This window comes from Priestia megaterium (assembly GCF_023824195.1).
In the GTDB taxonomy this organism is placed as follows: domain Bacteria; phylum Bacillota; class Bacilli; order Bacillales; family Bacillaceae_H; genus Priestia; species Priestia megaterium_D.
The window spans coordinates 4,765,052-4,785,090 of sequence record NZ_CP085442.1; the positions used below are offsets into that span (position 1 = coordinate 4,765,052).

Below are 20,039 nucleotides of genomic sequence, written 5' to 3' on the forward strand. Positions count from 1 at the left end.
TTTACACCAGCAGTGTTGGCCGCACATCCCCTTCTTTAGCACATTCTCGTTGAAGAGGACAGTTTTCACACTCACTGGATGCATAATTCTTTTGAAAATGTTTTGGTTCCATTAACACACTTTTGACAATATGTAGTTGAAGTATGGCTTTTTTATAATCGTCTAGTGCAATATGATAAGTTGTTGTTTCCCCAGTTAATAATGAATAAAAACGAATTTGTTCAGGAACCTTTTTAAAAGCTTGTTTCGAAAAAACGATAATAAAGTCTTTCATTGCGTTCTTCACTTCTTCATGGTCATCTAGAATGAATTTTGTTACCGTATAAGACTTCTCTGTCCATGCAGCAAAATCAATGGTTAGAGAAAGGTTGCTTTGAATTTCTTCTACATAAACGCTGTATTTCTCAAACACAAAAAGCGGTAGTTCCACCTGTGCTTTCTCTCCTAAAAACCTTAGTAAATAATCGCTTACTTTAGCTAACACATCGTAATAGTGAATGGGTGATGAAAACATATTTGGCTTTAGGCGCCAATATTTTTCAATAAGCTGTAAAACATAGAGGGTTGAGCGATACTCAACTGGCTTGCTATAGTATGTTTTAATGATTTGATGGACAGTTACTTGAACAAGCTGTTTCCAATCTATAGATGTTTTTTTCAAAAGAAGCTGCTGCTGATAAAATTTGTACGGACATCGAATAAATTGTTCGATGTGGTCGTTAGAGAGTGTCTTTATATGCACTTTTATCGGTTCCACCTATGTCTCACCACCCTAATTGAAATTCATTCTCAATAATGATTAAAAATTAAATCATGAAATTTGCTCAATCACTTTACGAATAGCACTCCATGAATGTTTGACGAAATAAATCGGTTTTTTTTGTTTTTTTGCTTTCTCTTTAATGACTTTTGCCATATTGTGATTAATAAAATCCGTAATAACTAATACAAACCCAATATGTTCGGGGATTTCTCGCTTCACCATATTGCTTTTACGGCCATCTAAATGAATTACTTCATTAAATCCTTCTCCCGCTAAACGATCTGTAATATGCTTTAACCTGTCTCCTCCTACAACCATAACTGATGACATGTTTGTTCCCTCCCAATTAATTATTCATTTAATGATTTGACAACAACCTGTATTCTTTACTATATACACAGTTTAATTGAGAATGATTCTCTTTGTCAATGTTTAATTGATAAAAATTCTCAATTAAAATGAAAGTCTACCACCTTTCTTATAAGTTAGTTGAATTTTGACCATACTATAGCTATCACATACAAAGGAGGGTTAACGTTGGAACAAAACATTCTTTGTGAAGTAAATAACTGTCACTTTTGGAAAAATGGAAATCACTGCAGCGCAGAAGAAATTTACGTGGTAAGTCATAGCGGAAAACATGCAGCAAGCAGTTATGAAACAGACTGTAAAACGTTCAAGCCAACTGAAGCGTAACCCGCAAAAGGACAGCCTCTGGGTTGTCTTTTTTCTCTCTTCAAGATCATAAAAAAGGAGACTAATATGAAAACTGAACAACTGATTCATTTTTTTAAAGAAGAAGCAATAAAAGCAAATGAACAAACCTTTCCAATCTATGTACAATCGTTTACTCATTTATGGACATACAAATGGGGAACACTTGAAAACATTCCAGAAGAAATTGATGACTTAATTACCACACGTGCGTTAGAACTTGGACTTATTCACTTAAAAAAAGCTGACTAATCAATAAGGAAATTAGTCAGCTTTTGTGTTTATAGATCATCAAATCCATTCGCATCTGATGCTTTTGTATATTGTCGTGATTTCTGTTCAAAGAAATCCGTTTTTCCTAAATCTACCTCTTGATAAGCAATAATCCAACGAAGAGGATTTTCAATCGGTGCTTGTGGGAAAGCAGCTCGACCGAAGCCTAACTGATTACAGCGTTTATTAGCCATGTATTCAATATACTGCTGCAGTTCTTTCATCGTGATGCCGTCGAATTTTTCTCCGATAACAGATTCCGCCCATTCAATTTCAAGACGAGCTGCCTCTTGGAATGTTTCAACTACAAACGTTTCTAGCTCTTCCGTACGATAAGCTGGATTTTCATTTAGTACTTCCTTGAAAATCTTTTCAAATAACCCAACGTGAAGCTGTTCATCACGATTGATATAGTTAATCATCGTAGATGTCGCCACCATCTTTTGATTTCTCGCAAGATTATAGAAGAACGCGAATCCGCTATAGAAGAAAAGGCCTTCTAAAATAACATCATATACCATAGACTTCAAAAAGTTTTCAACCGTTGCTTCTTCGCTAAATGCTTTATATCCGTTTGTAATAAAGTCATTTCGAGCGCGGAGCTTTTCGTCTGTACGCCAGTATTCAAATACTTCATCTTGTTTTCCTTTTGGTACAAGACTTGATAAAACATATGAATACGAATGATTATGAACCACTTCTTGCTGCGCTAAAATAATCATTAGAGCATTAATCGAAGAATCGGTTACATAGTCAGCTACTTTGCTAGCATAATCTGATTGAATACTGTCCAGTAGCGCCAGCAAGCCAATAATTTTTAAAAAGCTCTCTTGTTCGTCAGCCGTTAACTGAGGGAACTGCTTAATATCTTGACCCATATTAATTTCAAACGGCGTCCAGAAGTTAGCTAGCATACGCTTGTATTTAGGGAACGCCCATGAAAATCGGACGTCATCCCAATTTAGAATATTTGAGCTCTTGCCGTTAATGATTCCTGTCGAACGGTTCGGAGCTGTTTCGTTCATTAATTCTCGTTTTAACATGCTTGTCATCAATTATTCACTCCTTTTAACTATGACAGCTTTCACATTCTTCAATGACTTCACTTGATGTTGAACGTACGTAGTAGGTCGTTTTTAACTTTTCTTTCCATGCCGTCATATGAAGATCTAGCAGTTCTTTTGCTCGGATATCGTTTTGTACGTATAAGTTGAATGAAATGGATTGATCAATATGGCGCTGGCGCTTTGCGTTTTGCTTAATGCTCCAGTGCTGATCAATTAAATAAACGGACTTATAATACCAGTTTGTTGCTGGTGATAAATCTGGTGCCGTCACCGGGATTTTATAGTTTTTCTTTTCCTCTGAATAAAACTTACGGAAAATCGGATCAATACTTGCAGTAGAACCCGCGATAATAGATGTTGATGAATTAGGTGCTACAGCCATTAAGTATCCATTTCTTATCCCATTGCTTTGAACTTCGTTACGCAGTTCACTCCACGCTTCGCTTGTGTATTTACGTGTTTCAAAATAAGCGCCTGACTCAAAATCTGAGCCTTTAAATAATGGATATGCGCCTTTTTCTTTAGCTAAGTTCATGCTTGCCTGCACGGTTAAGTAAGCAATTTGCTCATACAATTCATCGCAATAGACTACCGCTTCATCTGTTTCCCATGCTATTTTCTTTAAGGCAAGCAAATGGTTCCAACCAAATGTGCCAAGCCCTACTGCGCGGTACTTTTGGTTTGTTAGTTTTGCTTGAAGTACTGGCAAATCATTTAACTCAATAACGTTATCAAGCATGCGTACTTGAATTGGAATTAAACGTTCAAGCACATCTTCAGTTACGGCTCTCGCTAAGTTGATAGAAGAAAGATTACATACAACAAAATCGCCCGGATTCTTTGTAATAATAATTTTTCCGTCTTCCGTAATTTCCTCTGTTACTACCGTTGTGCTTTGGTTTTGCGTGATTTCTGTACATAAGTTGCTGCAGTAGATCATGCCCTCGTGGCGGTTTTGATTAGCTCGGTTAACCGTATCACGATAGAACATATAAGGCGTTCCGGTTTCAAGCTGCGAAAGCATAATGCGCTTGAAGATTTCAATAGCAGGTACTGTTTCTCTTGAAAGCTGTTCATTATTTACACACTCAGCGTAACGAGTGCGGAACGAACCGCTGCCTTCTTCTTCATCATAAAAATCTTCTAACGAGTAGCCCATCAGCGTACGAACTTCGTGAGGATCGAATAAGTGCCAGTCTTCACGTGCTTCTACTTTTTCCATAAACAAATCTGGCAGACATACGCCAGTGAATAAATCATGCGTGCGCTGGCGTTCGTCACCATTGTTCAAACGCGCGTCTAAGAATGAAAAGATGTCTTTATGCCATACGTCTAAATATACGGCAATAGCTCCTTGTCGTTGACCTAGCTGATCGACACTTACAGCCGTATTATTTAGCTGTTTCATCCATGGAATTGTTCCTGATGATACGCCTTTAAAACCTTTTATATCACTTCCTCGGCTTCTAATATGACCGAGGTAGACACCAATTCCGCCTCCATTTTTACTAAGCGTGGCCAAATCTGTATTGCTATCATAAATACCGCGTAAGCTGTCATCAATCGTATCAATAAAGCAGCTAGATAGCTGTCCGTAGCTCTTTCCTGCGTTCGAAAGTGTTGGTGTGGCAACCGTCATATATAGACTAGAAAGCGCCCAGTACGCTTCTTTTACTAATGCTGTTCGATTTTCTTTCTTTTCTTGAGACATCAGCGTCATAGCAATGATAAGAAAACGTTCTTGCGGTAGTTCGTATACGCGCTTATCATGCGATGTCGCTAAATAGCGATCTGCTAATGTCAGCAATCCAATGTATGTAAATAAACGATCGCGTTCAGGAATAATGACTGAAGCAATTTCATTAATTTCTTCTTCTGTATATGTTTTTAATAGTTGTTTATTATAAATGCCGATTTTTGTTAGTTCTTGAATAAGCTGATAAAACGAACCGTACTTTTCTTTTTTATCATAACCTCGGTTGTCCGCTGCTTTTCGATATAGTTCGTTTAAGTAGACGTCTGCCGCTACGTACGTCCAATCTGGTTCCTCCATTGAAATACGCTCTAGGGCTGCCAAAATTAGTACGTTTGCAACCTTTGCGTCCGTCATATTTTCCTTTACTGTAACAGTTTGAATAACCTTTTCCTCATACAAAGAAAAATCAAGCTGCGTAAATTCTTTTTTTAAACGTTCAATATATGCAGTTAATTCATGTAGAATTGTAGGTTTTAATGTATTCACCATAAATATGGCTCCTCTCTTCACTTCAAAATAAAAAATCGCTCACCGTACCTCGGTGAGCGAATAGAACGAAGATAGAAGAAGACACTAAGTCTTTTCTCAATCCTCGCTCTACCCTCTCACCTCCCGAAGAAGATAAAACGACATAAAAAAGGCAGGTCTCCTGACTTATGCTTCTTTTTACTTTAAGGCCTTCCCATGATGTTTACTCACAGTGGATCTCCTTATTTCATCAGCATTCACAGTTGCGGGGACAGCTTTGGATTTTCACCAAATTCCCTTTTAAGTCTTTTTATCAGACACCTTTTTCACTGGAAAACACAAAATATAGTATTTTATTATGAATTTCAAAACAACATATTGTGTTATGTTATAAACACATTATATAGGACAACTTAGAAAACTATCAACCTATTTTCAAAAATAATTTTGTTTTTTACGATAAAACCCTTCGACTTCTTTCATCAAACTATTCCATCATAACATGTTTTGACACGCTTGATGGAACAATGTGCTCTTTTTAAAAAATTTGTTCTATTTTTCTACTAAACATTGACAACATCAATAAAAAAACCGTTTTTCATAAAAAAACGGTTTTTAATTATTTGTATTCTTTTTCAAATGCTGTGATTGTTTTGATAAACTTTTTATCAATATCGTATCCTATCCCCGGTTTTTCCTTCACCTTTATTACTCCGGCTTCTACCTCTACTTCGGGCTTAATAATATCTTTTTCCCAATAGCGAGACGACGCAGAAATGTCACCTGGTATCGTGAAAGAAGGCAGTGTGGCAAGAGCGATGTTATGAGCTCGTGAAATCCCGGCTTCTAACATTCCTCCAACCCAAAGCCTTACACCATGCTGGGCGCATAAATCATGAATTTGCTTTGCTACGGACATTCCTCCAACTCGACCGATTTTCACATTGATAATCTTACAGCTTTTTTGTTCGATGGCATGACGTGCATCTTCATAGCTCACAATACTTTCATCTAAGCAAATCGGCGTCTTCATTTGCTTTTGTAACAATCGATGATCAAGGATATCATCAGAACTTAACGGCTGTTCGATCATCATTAAATTCAATTCATCTAGTTTCTTCAATGAATCACTATCGCTTAACGTATAGGCTGAATTGGCATCAGCCATAAGAGGAATGCTTGGAAATTCATCTCGAATTTGTTTCAGTAGCTCATAGTCAGCACCCGGCTTAATTTTCACTTTAAAGCGCTTATAGCCATCTTTCATGTAAGTCTTTATTTGTTCTTTCATTATGGAAATATCATTTAAGCCAACTACCACTCCAGCTTCTACAGCAGGCCTTACTCCGCCAATTACTTCAGCTAAGGGCTTATTTTTCCGCTTTGCATACAAATCCCATACAGCACAGTCCAAAGCTGCTTTGGCCATGTTGTTTCGCTTTAGAGGTTTGAATAGCTTTTGAACGTCCTCTGGTTTTTGAACGTGCTGATGAAGAAGCGAAGGAATTAAAAAATCGTCTAGCATATGAAAACATGTATGAATCGTTTCTTCCGTATACCAAGGAGATGAAAAAGCAACGACCTCTCCCCACCCCGTAAAACCTTTTTCATCTTCTACTTCAAGCAAAATCAATTCTCGATCCTGCACCGTACCATAGCTTGTTGAAAAAGGAGAAAGAAGCTTCATGTCAATTTTATAAAGATGTACTTTTTTTATAATCATCGATTAATTCCCTTTCTGTATGAAAGATGATAGTTTCCGGCGTATGATTTTATTAGAAGCCGTTCGTGGCAGTTCCTCTACTCGAACGAAATACTTTGGAAGTTTGTACTTCGCTAAAAATTGTTGAATGTGTAAAGATAACTCTTCATCTGAAACGTCTTCGTTTGTAACGATGCATGCTGCCGGAACTTGTCCCCATTTTTCATCGGCTACTCCCGTTACACCAGCCTCTTTAACAGCAGGGTGCTTCAATAAAACATTTTCAATTTCAGCTGGATATACATTTTCTCCACCAGAAATAATGAGGTCCGAACGTCTGTCTAATACATATAGGAAGCCTTCTTCATCCACTTTCCCGATATCTCCTGTATAGAACCAGCCTTGTTGAAGGGCTTTTTCAGTAGCTTCAGGTTTATTTAAATATCCTTTTGTAACATTTGGACCTTTAACAATGATTTCTCCTGCTTCGCTTGTTTCATTTCCTTTTTCATCTACAATTTTCATTGCACATGGAAATAATGGTTTACCTGCTGATCCCAGTTTTCGCAAACTGTCTTCAGGTGAAAGCGTAACGCACTGTGAAGATGTTTCTGTCATTCCATACGTTTGATAAACAGGAATTTCTTTATTCACACAAGCCTCTAAAATAGTAAGCGGTGCAGGTCCTCCTCCTAAAAGCATACAGCGAAACGTATGCGGATATTTCCGTTCCCCTAACTCATCAAGCATATTGGATAGCATGGAAGTGACAACCGAAATAATCGTTACCCCTTTGTTTTCAATCGCTTCATTCACTGCTCTTGCTTCAAATCGTTCTTCTAAAATGATTTTCATTCCGTAAAAGACGCTCCGCATTAAAATAGATAAGCCGCTAATATGAAACAAAGGAACCGCTATAAGCCAGCAGTCTTTTTCATTTAATCCTAAATTAAGCGCTGAACCAACGGAACTCCACCAGTGATTCCCATATGTCTGCAGCACTCCTTTTGGATTACCTGTTGTTCCAGAGGTATACATAATGGTGAACGTCTCCTCGAGATTCCACGTTTTCTGAAAATCCGTTTCTGCTTCTGAAGAACTTTTTAAAGCAGATAAAGTAAGCTGAGTGATGGAACTTTGGAATTCTCTTATTAAAAATGTTTCATCTGTAATAAGCAACGAAACGTTTGCATCTGTTAGCTGATAATCGATTTCTTCATTTGTCAAACGCGTATTGACGAGCAGCACTCGAGCGCCAATATAAGAAACCGCATGTAAAATCTCAATAAACTCTACGCTATTTTTCATACATAAAGCAGTGGTATCACCTTGTTTTACACCATTAAATGAAAGCTGCTGTGCTACTTTTTGAACACGCTTATGAAGCTCTTGAAACGTAAGGGACGTTTGCGTTGTTTCTACCGCTACTCGATTTGGCGTCAAATATGCTCTTTGCATAAGCCCATTAGGAATCGTTTGGCTACTCATGGATTTCTCTCCTTTTTATACTAATTAACTAAATTAAATTGAAAAAACAGCCTGATGATAATCACCAAGCTGTTTCAGCTGTTTAAGGGAAACGTGGGAACTGTTGGAAGTCTGGATTGCGTTTTTCCTTAAATGCATCGCGACCTTCTTTTGCCTCGTCCGTTGTGTAATAAAGAAGCGTTGCGTCACCAGCAAATTGCTGGATACCAGCTAAGCCATCCGTATCAGCATTAAATGCTGCTTTTAAGAAACGAAGAGCCGTTGGACTTTTTTCTAGCATCTCTTCACACCATTGAATTGTTTCAGCTTCAAGCTGCTCTAATGGAACGACCGTGTTTACTAATCCCATGTCTAGTGCTTCTTGAGCATTGTACTGACGGCATAAGAACCAGATCTCACGCGCTTTCTTATGACCTACGATGCGAGCTAAGTAACCAGAGCCATATCCTGCATCGAAGCTTCCAACCTTAGGACCTGTTTGTCCAAAGACTGCGTTATCCGCTGCAATTGTTAAGTCACATACAATGTGAAGAACGTGACCTCCACCAATTGCATAGCCTGATACCATCGCAACAACCGGCTTTGGAATTACGCGAATTAAACGCTGTAAATCTAGAACGTTTAGACGTGGAATTTCGTCTTCTCCTACATAGCCGCCGTGGCCACGAACTTTTTGGTCTCCGCCTGAACAAAATGCCTTATCTCCAGCACCTGCTAATACAATTACTCCAATGCTTGCATCGTCACGAGCATAAGCAAATGCATCGATCAATTCCATTACTGTTTTTGGACGGAATGCATTGTGCACTTCCGGACGGTTAATCGTAATTTTAGCGATTCCGTTATATGTTTCGTATAAAATGTCTTCATACTGACGTACTGATGTCCATTCAACTGTCATCTTTATTTCCTCCTAATTATGTAGTAGCTAAGAACTCACTTACTATTCTACCAAAAATCTCAGGTTGTTCCACGTGAATTGCATGACCTGTCCCTAAAATAATTTTAGCAGTAGCATTTGGCATTAATGTTTGCATTTCTTTGGAAATTAAACAAAACTTTTGATCTACTTCTCCAGTAATAAGCAAAACCGGCATCAACAGATCGTCTAGCTTCTCCCAAAGGGACGGCTGGACACCCGTTCCCATTCCTTTCAAACTGTTGGAAAGGCCGATTTCTGTATGAGAAAGCCTTTCTTTACGCACCGCTTCTTGAACATGGCTAGGCAATTGCTTTTGAGAATCAAAAAGAGGGATTTCCTCCCAAAAGTTCACAAATTCTTCAATGCCATTTTTCATAATGCGGCTCGCCAGCTGCTCATCTTTTTCTTTTCTTAGCTTTTGTTCTTCTCGTGTTTTTAAACCAGGCGATGCGCTTTCTAATACCAACTTTTTCACAAGGTGTGGGTATCGCTGAGCAAATGAAAGAGCAAGCCTTCCTCCCATTGAATATCCAATTACATTCACCTGTGAAAGAGATAGCTGTCGAAGCAGCTCATGCAGTGCTTCAACAACTGATTCCATTGAATATGGTTTGATTTCTTTCGGAGCTGCTGATTGGCCATGGCCAATCATATCAACAGCAATCACTTGATAGTCTTTAACGAATTTCTTCATAAAGGTACGCCAGGTTTGAGAAGAACCGGTAAAGCCGTGAAGCAGAAGCAACGGCTCTCCTTTTCCCTCGGTGTGCACATAGTAAGATACACCATTTAATTGATACATCATTGCTTATTCCTCACCGTTTGACAAATTTATTTCCTCGGAAACAAGTTTCCACAAACTGCGATGAGTCTCTACATTTTCTGTACGAGTTGTACGAATCTCTACAACATGCAACCCGCCTTTTGTGAAAGCATGGTTCATTGCATGTCGAAATTCTTCCCAGCTGCTTGCTGAGGAAAATGTGCCATCATACAGACGAGTGGCATGCTCAAAATTTAATCCAGTTGGCGTACCGAATAAAAATTCAAAGTGCTTTTCTTGTTTTGACTGCGGTAAAAATGAAAAAATTCCTCCGCCGTCATTGTTAACTAGCACAACGGTTAAGTTTAAATTATGCATTTTAGCTGCCAGCAGACCATTTAAATCGTGATAAAACGATAGGTCACCAATAAATAAAACGGTGTGATCGTAAGCCGTGCTTACGCCTAGAGCAGACGAAACCACACCATCAATTCCATTTGCTCCCCGATTTACAAAGAGTGGAATATCTTTTTCCGTATTTAAGAAGAAAGAATCAATATCTCGAACAGGCATTGAATTTCCAGCAAACAAAGCTGTGCCTTCAGGTACTACATCAACAATTTCTTGAACTACCTGTCCTTCAAACCATTCCTGGCCAGAAGTTAATGTTCTCAGAGCCTGTGCGGTTTGAGCATTAATCTTTTTCCACAGACTCAGCCATGAAGTAGACTCCTCTTGATTCGCTGAAAGACGCTTGATCAGTTCTTCACAAAATAATGTATCATCGGCTTCAATCATCACTGTTGAACGCAAAGTAGGGTCTCTCCAGCCTTTACCTTGGTCAACTACAAACATTTCATTCGGCTCGTGTGCTTTTAAAAATTGCAATAGCGGTTTCGATACCGGCATCGCGCCAAAACGAATGACAACTTCCGGGTGAAAACGCTCATCAACCTTATCACTTTTTAAAAATGTATCATATGTCTCTATTACATTTTCTTTTGAATGCTTGCCGCTTCTTAATTGTGATAACGGATCTGCGAGCACCGGAAAGCTTAAAGTGTCAGCTAAACGGCATACGCTGTCTACTGCTTTTAAAGACATTTGATCTCCGCATATAATAAGTCCATTTGTTGTTCCCTCTAAGCGCTTCGCAATTTCTTCGAATCCTTTTTCAGATAGAGATGCTTCTCCATGAATAGCAGCCACATATGATTTACCGCGTTTCCCCTGACTCCATAAATCTTCAATAGACAAATCTGGTACAATCGGTTCACGTAAAGGTACGTTAATGTGTACAGGACCGCTCGGTATAGCTTGAGCTGTATGAACAGCCCTTGAAGCTACCGTTCGAATATAACGATTCATATCTGCACTTTCTTCTGGTAAAGCTGTATCTACAAACCACTTCGCATATTGACCGAAAAGATGATTCTGATTAATTGCCTGCGGGGCACCTATATCCCTTAACTCATGCGGCCGATCCGCTGTGATAACTACTAAAGGAATGCGTGAGTAGTGAGCTTCAATTACTGCAGGATAATAATTCGCTGCAGCTGTTCCAGATGTACATACAAGCGCCACTGGTTTTTTCTTTGCTTTTGCTATTCCTAGAGCAAAAAAGCCGGCGGAACGTTCATCAATATTTAAGTGCACATGAATATCAGGGTGCTCAGCCATAAGCATCGCAATAGGCGTTGAACGTGACCCTGGACTGACCACTACTTCTTCAACATTTGCTTCTACTAATTCATCCACGAATGACGCAATATACGTTGTTAATGATTTAATGTGTTCCACGCATAATCCCTCCTAAAGCTGAAAGCATCGGGTTGAATTTAATTCTTGTTTCTTCATATTCACTTTCAGGCGTAGAATCTGCTACAATTCCACAGCCCGCAAATAAAACGGCTTCTTTTTGCTGAATAACAGCGGAGCGGATTCCTACTATAAATTCACCGTTTCCGTTGATATCCATCCATCCTAAAGGAGCTGCATACCACCCTCGGTCAAAGGATTCTAGCTGTCGAATAATAGGCAAGGCCTCCTGTTGAGGATATCCTCCTAGCGCTGGTGTTGGATGGAGCTTTTGAATAAATGAAAATAACGTTACATCTTCCTTTATACGCCCTTTAACAGGTGTATACAAATGTTGAATATGCTTTGTTTTATATAAACTTGGCTTACTTGGAATTTCTACTTCATAACAATAAGAATTCATCGCTTCTTTAATCATATGAACAACAACATCGTGCTCAATTAAGTTCTTAGGATCTTGAAGCAATTCCTCACCTAGTTCGTGATCTTCATGCCTTGTCTTTCCTCTTGGAATCGAACCCGCTAAACAAGTGGAAAACACATAATCTCCTTGTTTTTGCACTAGTCTTTCTGGGGAAGCGCCGATAAAATGCTGATGCTCTCCCTCTAAAATATATGTGTAGCTAGTTGGCTGTTCCTTTAACAGACGCTGAAGCACATATTCAGTAGAAATATCTTCGTTAAATTTTACTTTTAATTGACGAGCAAGAACCACTTTCTCTATAGCCTGTTGCTTAATTAAAGTAGTAGCTCTTTCAACATTTCCTTTAAATTTCTCTACCCCAATTTCCTTTTTTTCCAACAGCAAAGGTGAAATATGAGATTCCCCGTCGTACTCTTCACAAAGAACAAGTTTTTGGACCTCTTCAAAATAATTGATGTGCTTTTTTACAGAATCTTGTCCTTTAACCATCATATTAACGGTGAGGTATCCTTCTTTGTCTACCTGGGTATATAACACAGTTGGAATCATAAATTTTGAACTCGGGAAATCACTCCAATAGTTTTCTCGATACTGATTTGGGTCAAATGAAAATCCTCCAAATAAAAGAGGACCTGTCCCATCCGGGAAAATTTGGTTGTTTTTATAAAAGTCTTCTTTTATAAAGCGCTTCCATTCATTTTCAATGTGGAAATAACGTTCTTTTGCCGCATTGGTGCAAATAGTATGCGCATATCCTAATCCAACAAATGTATAATAACTGTTGGGATCTTTCCAAAAAAAGCGTTCTTTATAAAACTGGTCATGTCCGTTCGCATAAAAAATAAGGGGGTCAATAGGTCTTACTTTTTTCACTAAACTGACCAATTTTGGCTGATTTTCATTTTTTGCACACTCAATCGCATCTTTAATGTATTCTTGTACTAACTGTTCGGTCGTTGCAATCACACTACGTCCCCCCGTTCATCTTTTTTTCTTAAGTCTGTAACTAACTTATTATAAACTTTCAGTTCAAAAAAATCTAGCATCGCGATTCATGAGAAAAAATTAATTTCGCTTGTCTAAATTATGCCTTTTCATTAAATGAATCAAAAATCTTTATGATCTATTTAGTACTCCTTAGACCTCGAGAACGTTATTTTTATCATACCCTTTTCTATACCCTTTAACTTTCTTTAATTTTCCACTCCTTTTCTCTCTTAGCTTCATGAATACCCCAAATACTCCTAATATGAATCGTGTTTTTTTGAATTTTTAACACATACTACAAAAGTACAATAAATTTTTAAGGGGGAGCTTCATGACACTTTCAAAACAAGAAATCAGTCAGTTAAAACAAAATTTACAGCAGCAGCAGGCTGATATTCAATCGCACTTTGACCAAAATGATCATTTTGGTCTAACTCGAAGCGACGCTCACGATGCTGTAGGAGAACTTTCAAGCTACGATAACCACCCTGGTGACACAGCCACGGAAACATACGAGCGTGAAAAAGACCTTGCACTAAATGAACATGCAAAACAAGAGCTACATGAAATAGAAGAAGCACTTCAGGCAATCGCTCACAGCACGTATGGGACATGCAAAGTATGTGGAGCAGATATCTCGTTTGAAAGACTTCAGGCTGTACCAACTACTTTATACTGTAGAGAACATAGCCCATCACAGAATATTCCAAAGCACAGACCTGTAGAAGAAAATGTTCTCCATCACCCATTTGGTCAATACGACTATGATGATACTGAAACGACAGGATATGACGCAGAAGATTCTTGGCAAGACGTTGCGCGTTACGGGACGTCTGAATCTCCTTCTGATTTTATAGAAGATACGTCTAACTATAGTGAAACCTATATTGAGGCAGATGAAGCTATCGGGTACGTTGAAGATTATGAAAACTTTGCCGCTACCGATTTATATGGACAGCCTCTTCCTATTTACCCTTCAAAAGAGCATGAGCGATACGAAAATGCACTGGATGAAGAAGGTACGATGACCATGTTCGGAGATTTACCGGCTTATGAGAAAGACCCATATACTGAAAAGGAGTAGTTCTTCATACTACTCTTTTTTCTATTTTTAGTAGGAGCTATAGGAGATGACATCGAATGAATAGGAGATTAGAATTAATAATGAGGTGAAAATGATGAATGCACATGAAATTGATTATAAATTGTATGGAGATGACATGCAGTTTGTTGAAATTGAATTAGATCCTTCAGAAAGTGTTATAGCAGAAGCTGGAGGAATGATGATGATGGAAGATGATATTGAGATGGAAACCATTTTTGGTGACGGTTCTTCCTCCATCAGCAGCGGGCTTTTTAATAAACTAAAAGGAGCTGGGAAACGCGTATTAACTGGTGAAAGTTTATTTATGACGGTATATACAAATAACGGATATCACAAACGAAAAGTATCTTTCGCTTCACCTTTTCCAGGTAAGATTATTCCTGTCGATTTAGAGCAGCTCGATCATAAAATCATTTGTCAAAAAAGCTCCTTTTTATGCGCTGCCAAAGGCGTATCCGTTGGCATTGATTTTCAAAAAAAACTAGGAACGGGCTTCTTTGGCGGTGAAGGTTTTATTATGCAAAAATTAGAAGGTAATGGCCTGGCATTTTTGCATGCAGGCGGCACCATTCATAAAAGGCAGCTGCAACCGGGTGAACGCCTTCGTGTGGATACTGGATGTTTAGTGGCCATGACCCGTGATGTAAACTACAACATCGAATATGTAGGGAAAATTAAAACAGCTCTGTTTGGAGGAGAAGGCATGTTTTTTGCTACTCTGTCAGGACCGGGAACAGTTTGGATTCAATCTCTTCCTTTTAGCCGACTAGCTGATCGCGTTTTATCAAGTGCAGTTTCACCAACGGGAGGTAAAGGTGAAGGTAGTATCCTTGGTTCTTTAGGTGATTTCTTAAACGGTGACAACAGATAAAATAAAAAAGGTGTAGTCTTTGACTACACCTTTTTTATTTATTGATTTAATAAATTTTTAGTGGAGTGAATTCCCCAAATATCAGATGCATATTCCTCAATCGTTCGATCACTAGAAAAAAAGCCGGAATGTGCAATGTTCGTAGCACTCATTTGAAGCCATTTATTTTCATTTCTATAAGCTTCGTTTACTTTTTGCTGGGCCGTAACGTATGAGTCAAAGTCACGGAGTACATAGTATTCATCATTTTGCATTAATAATGAATCATATATAGGCTCGAATAAGTCATATGTGTCAGGTAGGAAGCCGTTTGTAAGCTGCTCGAGTACTTGTCGAATCCGCTTATCATGATGGTAATAATCATAGGCACGGTATCCTCCATTTTGCTGATAGCTCAACACTTCTTCAGCTTTTAACCCAAAAATAAAGACATTATCTTTTCCTACTGCCTCGCTAATTTCGACGTTCGCTCCGTCCATGGTGCCAAGAGTTAACGCTCCGTTCATCATGAATTTCATATTTCCCGTTCCCGAAGCTTCTTTGCTGGCGGTTGAAATCTGTTCACTGACATCCGCTGCAGGAAAGATATACTCAGCAAGTGACACTCGATAGTTTTCTAAAAAAACGACTTTTAAAAACGGCGATGTTTGTGGATCATGATTGACAACATCAGCTACAGAATTAATTAGCTTGATAACTTTTTTTGCATAATAATAGCCGGGAGAAGCCTTCGCACCAAAAATAAATGTACGAGGAACGATTTGAAAATTAGGGTCTTCTTTTAATCGATTGTACAAATACATAATGTGCAGCACATTTAAAAGCTGCCTTTTATAAGCATGAAGCCTTTTAACCTGTACATCAAAAATAGAATTAGAATCTATTTTAATTCCCGTTTGCTCTTGAATAATATCCGCAAGCAGCTTTTTACGCTGTTGTTTTACTGTTCTTAGTCCTTGTAAAAAGCTTGGATCTTCCACATACTCTTGGAGCTTTATAAGAGAATGCGGCTGTTTAATCCATTTATCTCCTATCACCTCGGTAATAAGGGAGGAAAGCTGCGGGTTAGCTTTTAACAACCAGCGCCGGTGGGTAATTCCATTCGTTTTATTGTTAAATTTAGCAGGATAAAACTGATAAAAATCTTTCATTTCTCGTTCTTTTAAAATATCAGTATGAATCTTTGCCACGCCGTTTACTTTATAACTTCCCACAATTGCTAAATGAGCCATCTTTACTAACCCGTGCGCTAAAATAGCCATATTTTCAATCCGCTGCCAGTCTCCTGGATATGCTTCCCATAATTCTTTACAAAAACGCTCATTAATTTCTTCAATAATCATATACACGCGTGGAAGCAAGGGTTGAAATAAATTAATCGGCCATTTCTCAAGGGCTTCAGAAAGAGTCGTATGATTTGTGTATGATATGGTATTGGACGTAATATGCCATGCATCTTCCCATTCCATTTTTTCTTCATCCAGTAAAATTCTCATTAGCTCAGGAATCGCAAGTACAGGATGCGTATCGTTAATATGAATGGCTACTTTTTCGTGAAAGTTTGTAAGTGTTTGATAGGTATTTCGATGTGCTCTGATAATACTTTGTAAGCTAGCTGACACAAGAAAATATTGCTGTTTCAATCTTAATATTTTACCATCTTCATGTGTATCATCCGGATATAAAAATTCTGATACAGCCTCTGTTTGACGCTTATACTCCATCACATCTTTATGTACTGGAAATGATGAAGGCTCCGCATTCCAAAGGCGAAGTGTATTCACTGTATCTGTTTTATACCCGATAACCGGGATGTCGTAAGGAACAGCAGAGATGGGTTCTCCTTTCACATGACGAAAAGAGAATTTTCCGTCTTCCTGTACCATTTCAACTTCGCCCCAAAAGTTCACTTCTATGGCTTGATCTAATTTGCGTACCTCCCATGAATTCCCGTGCCTTAACCACTGTTCTGGGAGCTCAATTTGAAAGCCGTTTACAATCTTTTGATCAAACAAACCGTGTTTATAGCGAATCCCATAACCGTGGCCAGGAAGATTAAGTGAAGCAAGAGAATCTAAAAAACAAGCAGCAAGCCTTCCTAATCCGCCGTTTCCTAATCCTGCGTCTACTTCTATTTCCTCAATATTTTCAAGTGAAATATTCAGCTCACTTAATCCTTCTTTTACCACTTCCCGAATTCCTAAGTTCAACAGATTTTGACCCAATAGTCTGCCTAATAAAAATTCGATAGAAAGATAATACACTTGCTTTGTATGTGAAGACCGATGAATTTCATTGGTTGAAATCCAATCGCTGCTAATGTACTCTCGCACCATATTTCCTAATGTATGATAGTGATCTTGAACAGTAGATTCTTTAAAGCTCTTTCCATATGTCATTTCCAGCTTTTTTAAAAAAGCCTCTTGAAAGCTTTTTTTATCAGAGAACAATCTGCTCACCCTTTCACGATGGAGTAGATGTCAAATTTGAATACAACTGATTATATTTAAATGCCGATTGCCCCCAGCTATAATCCTGACTCATAGCATCCATCATTAATTTTTTCCATACACCTTTCTGGTGATAAAATGAAACAGCTCTTTCTAGCGTATGAAGCATGTCATGAGCATTATAATTCTTAAAAGAGAAGCCATTTCCCTCTCCGCTATATTCATTATAAGCTTTGACCGTGTCATTCAGGCCGCCCGTTTCACGCACGACCGGAATGGTTCCATATTTTAAGGCTATTAATTGTCCGAGTCCGCAAGGCTCAAAACGAGAAGGCATTAAAAATAAATCCGTACCGGCATAAACTTTATGAGCTAGTTCCTCATTAAAACCAATAATGGCTTTTACTTGTTGCGGGTACGTATCTTCCATCTCATGGAAAAACTGCTCAAACTCGTGTTCTCCAGTACCTAAAATAACAATTTGGGCTCCCAAGTTAACCGTCTCATGGAAAACGTGCTTAACTAAATCTAATCCCTTCTGCTGAGTTAACCTTGTAACCATCGAAATAATTGGAACATCCTTATTTTCTTCTAATTCAAGATAGCGCTGGAGCTCTTTTTTATTTTTATATTTTCCTTCAATCTCTTCTACCGAATAAGGATAAGATATAAGCTGATCTGCGTCTGGGCTATAAGCTTCTTCATCGATTCCATTTACAATCCCAATTAAATCTTGATTTCGCTGACGCAATAACCCATCTAAACTTTCTCCGTAATATGGCATTTGAATTTCATCTCGATATGTAGGACTTACGGTGGTAATTTTATCAGCTGATACAAGAGCAGCTTTCATAAAATTAATATTTCCATAAAACTCGAGCTGGCTTGTAGTAAAATAATAATCATTTAAATTTAATAACTCATATAAATTGCTCTTGGGGAAGATTCCTTGGAATTGCAAGTTATGAATCGTAAAGACCGTCTGAATATGATCATACATATCATAATTAGCACGAAGTAAAAATGGAATCATAGCCGTATGCCAGTCGTGACAATGAATAATATCAGGCTCATTCTCTAAAAATGGGATAGCTTCAAGCACAGCTCTGCTGAAAAAAGCAAATCGTTCAGCGTCATCGTAGTGCCCATATAAGCTATCTCTTTTAAAATAATATTCATTATCAATGAAAATATATTTAACACCATCCATCGTTAACGATTCAATTCCGCAGTACTGTCTTCTCCACCCAACCTGCACATGAATAACTTTTTCAAGAACCATTTCATCTTGATAATGTTGAGGAATCGTTCCGTACTTTGGCATGACTACACATACGTTCGTTCCTAACTTTTTTAATTCTTTAGGCAGGGCACCAGCTACGTCTGCTAATCCTCCTGTTTTAATAAAAGGTACACATTCTGATACAGCAAATAATACATTCACGACTTCATCAACGCTCCTTGAGTTGTTCCTTTAGCAATGACTCTAGGTAGACCTGACTCACCTAGCAACGTTTCATTACTTCCTATTTTCACATCTTTGTCTAAAACAACATTTTCTAATACACTATTTTCTAAAATAACGCCTTTTTGCATCACAATGCTATTCTTAACGACCGTACCTTTTCCAATTTTAACGCCTCGGAAGATAATACTATTTTCCACATGCCCTTCAATCACGCACCCGTTTGCGATCATTGAGTTTTTCACAACCGCTTTTTTTGCGTAACGAGTAGGCGGTTCATCTTTTACTTTAGTAAAAACAGGACGTTCGTTGATAAATAACTGCTTCCAAACATCTGGAGATAAAATTTCCATACTTGTTTTATAGTAGGCATCTAAACTAGAAATCTCAGCCGTATATCCATGGTGCTCATACTTTTCTACACGATGAGATTGTGCCATATATCGAACCATTTCTTTAATCGTATAAAAATCATGGGATTCATTTTGCAAAATATTAACTAGAATAGATTTATTAATAATATACATATTAAGCGATTTATCACCCTGCTTCATTTCAGTAATATCTGCATTTGAAGCAATATGACGTTGCAGCACGTGCTCAAAGTCAACTGTACATATCGTATAACTATTAGCAATTAATACGTATTCCTGCTTACTTCTTAAGAAATAATCAATATGATAACGGAACTGCGTGAATAGTGATGGACTTTCTAAGTGTAAATCACTTGTCATAGGAGGGAAGATAAACAATCCATCTCGCTTCCGATCCAAATCCCACTCTTTTCCTGAACCTATATGATCCATCAATGCGCGATAGCGATCACGAGGAAAAATGGCAACGCTCGAAATTCCAGAGTTCACCATATTCGAAAGCGTAAAATCGATTAATCGATAGCGCCCTGCAAAAGGAATGGCAGCAATCGATCTATAAAAGGTTAAAGGCTGCAGCGCTGTTGTATTTGTACAAGCATCAATAATACCAAGCATTTGATTATTCAATG

17 protein-coding genes and 1 riboswitch are annotated in these 20,039 nt (G+C 38.2%); of the genes, 4 read left to right on the forward strand and 13 right to left on the reverse strand.

Going from position 1 to position 20,039, the window contains the following annotated elements; all coding sequences use genetic code 11:
- Window position 1: 1 nt before the first annotated feature.
- Both LIS78_RS24700 and LIS78_RS24705 read right to left on the reverse strand, forming a co-directional pair.
- Window positions 2-757: a hypothetical protein gene (locus LIS78_RS24700; protein ID WP_245210636.1), complete on the reverse strand. Its 756-nt coding sequence runs from the start codon at window positions 755-757 to the stop codon at window positions 2-4.
- A gap of 54 nt (window positions 758-811) precedes the next feature.
- Window positions 812-1,093, reverse strand: a complete 282-nt coding sequence (locus LIS78_RS24705; RefSeq protein ID WP_013059557.1) for a DUF2325 domain-containing protein — start codon at window positions 1,091-1,093, stop codon at window positions 812-814.
- A 207-nt stretch (window positions 1,094-1,300) separates the two neighbouring features.
- Here LIS78_RS24705 and LIS78_RS24710 point away from each other — a divergent pair, with 207 nt between their 5' ends.
- Window positions 1,301-1,459 carry a DUF1540 domain-containing protein gene (locus LIS78_RS24710; RefSeq protein WP_013059558.1) on the forward strand — a complete coding sequence of 53 codons (159 nt, stop codon included), beginning with the start codon at window positions 1,301-1,303 and terminating at the stop codon, window positions 1,457-1,459.
- Between the two features lie 66 nt (window positions 1,460-1,525).
- The gene (locus LIS78_RS24715; RefSeq protein ID WP_013059559.1) at window positions 1,526-1,729 is read left to right on the forward strand and encodes a hypothetical protein; all 204 of its coding nucleotides are present in this window, start codon (window positions 1,526-1,528) and stop codon (window positions 1,727-1,729) included.
- Window positions 1,730-1,758: 29 nt separating this feature from the next.
- Here LIS78_RS24715 and LIS78_RS24720 read toward each other — a convergent pair whose 3' ends face one another.
- From LIS78_RS24720 to LIS78_RS24755, 8 genes are all read right to left on the reverse strand, one after another.
- Window positions 1,759-2,802 carry a ribonucleotide-diphosphate reductase subunit beta gene (locus LIS78_RS24720; protein ID WP_098326348.1) on the reverse strand — a complete coding sequence of 348 codons (1,044 nt, stop codon included), beginning with the start codon at window positions 2,800-2,802 and terminating at the stop codon, window positions 1,759-1,761.
- Window positions 2,803-2,818: 16 nt separating this feature from the next.
- Complete coding sequence (locus LIS78_RS24725) at window positions 2,819-5,062, reverse strand: ribonucleoside-diphosphate reductase subunit alpha (protein ID WP_195781697.1); 2,244 nt, start codon at window positions 5,060-5,062, stop codon at window positions 2,819-2,821.
- Window positions 5,063-5,195: 133 nt separating this feature from the next.
- A riboswitch (cobalamin riboswitch) is annotated at window positions 5,196-5,381 on the reverse strand.
- Window positions 5,382-5,660: 279 nt separating this feature from the next.
- The gene (gene menC / locus LIS78_RS24730; protein WP_195781696.1) at window positions 5,661-6,764 is read right to left on the reverse strand and encodes an o-succinylbenzoate synthase; all 1,104 of its coding nucleotides are present in this window, start codon (window positions 6,762-6,764) and stop codon (window positions 5,661-5,663) included.
- Window positions 6,765-6,767: 3 nt separating this feature from the next.
- Window positions 6,768-8,231, reverse strand: coding sequence for an o-succinylbenzoate--CoA ligase (locus LIS78_RS24735; RefSeq protein ID WP_252284473.1), 1,464 nt, complete (start codon window positions 8,229-8,231; stop codon window positions 6,768-6,770).
- Between the two features lie 82 nt (window positions 8,232-8,313).
- Entirely contained in the window at window positions 8,314-9,132 is an 819-nt protein-coding gene (menB, locus tag LIS78_RS24740) for a 1,4-dihydroxy-2-naphthoyl-CoA synthase (RefSeq protein ID WP_195781694.1), read from the reverse strand.
- Between the two features lie 16 nt (window positions 9,133-9,148).
- A complete protein-coding gene (gene menH / locus LIS78_RS24745; RefSeq protein WP_252284474.1) occupies window positions 9,149-9,958 on the reverse strand; it encodes a 2-succinyl-6-hydroxy-2,4-cyclohexadiene-1-carboxylate synthase in 810 nt (269 codons plus the stop codon).
- A gap of 3 nt (window positions 9,959-9,961) precedes the next feature.
- Window positions 9,962-11,716: a 2-succinyl-5-enolpyruvyl-6-hydroxy-3-cyclohexene-1-carboxylic-acid synthase gene (gene menD / locus LIS78_RS24750; protein WP_252284476.1), complete on the reverse strand. Its 1,755-nt coding sequence runs from the start codon at window positions 11,714-11,716 to the stop codon at window positions 9,962-9,964.
- A complete protein-coding gene (locus LIS78_RS24755; protein ID WP_252284478.1) occupies window positions 11,703-13,124 on the reverse strand; it encodes an isochorismate synthase in 1,422 nt (473 codons plus the stop codon). Before LIS78_RS24755 ends, menD begins: the two co-directional genes overlap by 14 nt.
- Before the next feature lie 352 nt (window positions 13,125-13,476).
- Between LIS78_RS24755 and LIS78_RS24760 the strand changes: the two genes are divergently transcribed.
- Both LIS78_RS24760 and LIS78_RS24765 read left to right on the forward strand, forming a co-directional pair.
- Window positions 13,477-14,229 carry a TraR/DksA C4-type zinc finger protein gene (locus LIS78_RS24760; RefSeq protein ID WP_195781690.1) on the forward strand — a complete coding sequence of 251 codons (753 nt, stop codon included), beginning with the start codon at window positions 13,477-13,479 and terminating at the stop codon, window positions 14,227-14,229.
- A gap of 94 nt (window positions 14,230-14,323) precedes the next feature.
- Window positions 14,324-15,121 carry a TIGR00266 family protein gene (locus LIS78_RS24765; protein WP_074893799.1) on the forward strand — a complete coding sequence of 266 codons (798 nt, stop codon included), beginning with the start codon at window positions 14,324-14,326 and terminating at the stop codon, window positions 15,119-15,121.
- A 38-nt stretch (window positions 15,122-15,159) separates the two neighbouring features.
- On the opposite strand, the gene LIS78_RS24770 is transcribed toward LIS78_RS24765, so the two are convergent.
- The 3 genes from LIS78_RS24770 to LIS78_RS24780 are packed head-to-tail and all read right to left on the reverse strand — an operon-like array spanning window position 15,160 to window position 20,037.
- Window positions 15,160-17,571, reverse strand: a complete 2,412-nt coding sequence (locus LIS78_RS24770) for a glycogen/starch/alpha-glucan phosphorylase (protein WP_252284479.1) — start codon at window positions 17,569-17,571, stop codon at window positions 15,160-15,162.
- Between the two features lie 13 nt (window positions 17,572-17,584).
- A complete protein-coding gene (glgA, locus tag LIS78_RS24775; protein WP_252284480.1) occupies window positions 17,585-19,015 on the reverse strand; it encodes a glycogen synthase GlgA in 1,431 nt (476 codons plus the stop codon).
- Window positions 19,012-20,037 (reverse strand): glucose-1-phosphate adenylyltransferase family protein, encoded by a 1,026-nt coding sequence (locus tag LIS78_RS24780; RefSeq protein WP_025750736.1) that lies wholly within the window; start codon window positions 20,035-20,037, stop codon window positions 19,012-19,014. The genes glgA and LIS78_RS24780 overlap by 4 nt, the downstream gene beginning before the upstream one ends.
- Between the last annotated feature and the right edge of the window lie 2 nt (window positions 20,038-20,039).

Excerpts from the sequence above, each read along its gene's own strand:
- menH (WP_252284474.1), bottom strand. The coding sequence starts at position 9,958 with ATGATGTATCAATTAAATGGTGTATCTTACTATGTGCACACCGAGGGA.
- LIS78_RS24760 (WP_195781690.1), top strand. The coding sequence starts at position 13,477 with ATGACACTTTCAAAACAAGAAATCAGTCAGTTAAAACAAAATTTACAG.
- LIS78_RS24715 (WP_013059559.1), top strand. The coding sequence starts at position 1,526 with ATGAAAACTGAACAACTGATTCATTTTTTTAAAGAAGAAGCAATAAAA.
- menC (WP_195781696.1), bottom strand. The coding sequence starts at position 6,764 with ATGATTATAAAAAAAGTACATCTTTATAAAATTGACATGAAGCTTCTT.
- LIS78_RS24735 (WP_252284473.1), bottom strand. The coding sequence starts at position 8,231 with ATGAGTAGCCAAACGATTCCTAATGGGCTTATGCAAAGAGCATATTTG.
- menB (WP_195781694.1), bottom strand. The coding sequence starts at position 9,132 with ATGACAGTTGAATGGACATCAGTACGTCAGTATGAAGACATTTTATAC.
- LIS78_RS24725 (WP_195781697.1), bottom strand. The coding sequence starts at position 5,062 with ATGGTGAATACATTAAAACCTACAATTCTACATGAATTAACTGCATAT.
- LIS78_RS24765 (WP_074893799.1), top strand. The coding sequence starts at position 14,324 with ATGAATGCACATGAAATTGATTATAAATTGTATGGAGATGACATGCAG.
- LIS78_RS24720 (WP_098326348.1), bottom strand. The coding sequence starts at position 2,802 with ATGACAAGCATGTTAAAACGAGAATTAATGAACGAAACAGCTCCGAAC.
- LIS78_RS24705 (WP_013059557.1), bottom strand. The coding sequence starts at position 1,093 with ATGTCATCAGTTATGGTTGTAGGAGGAGACAGGTTAAAGCATATTACA.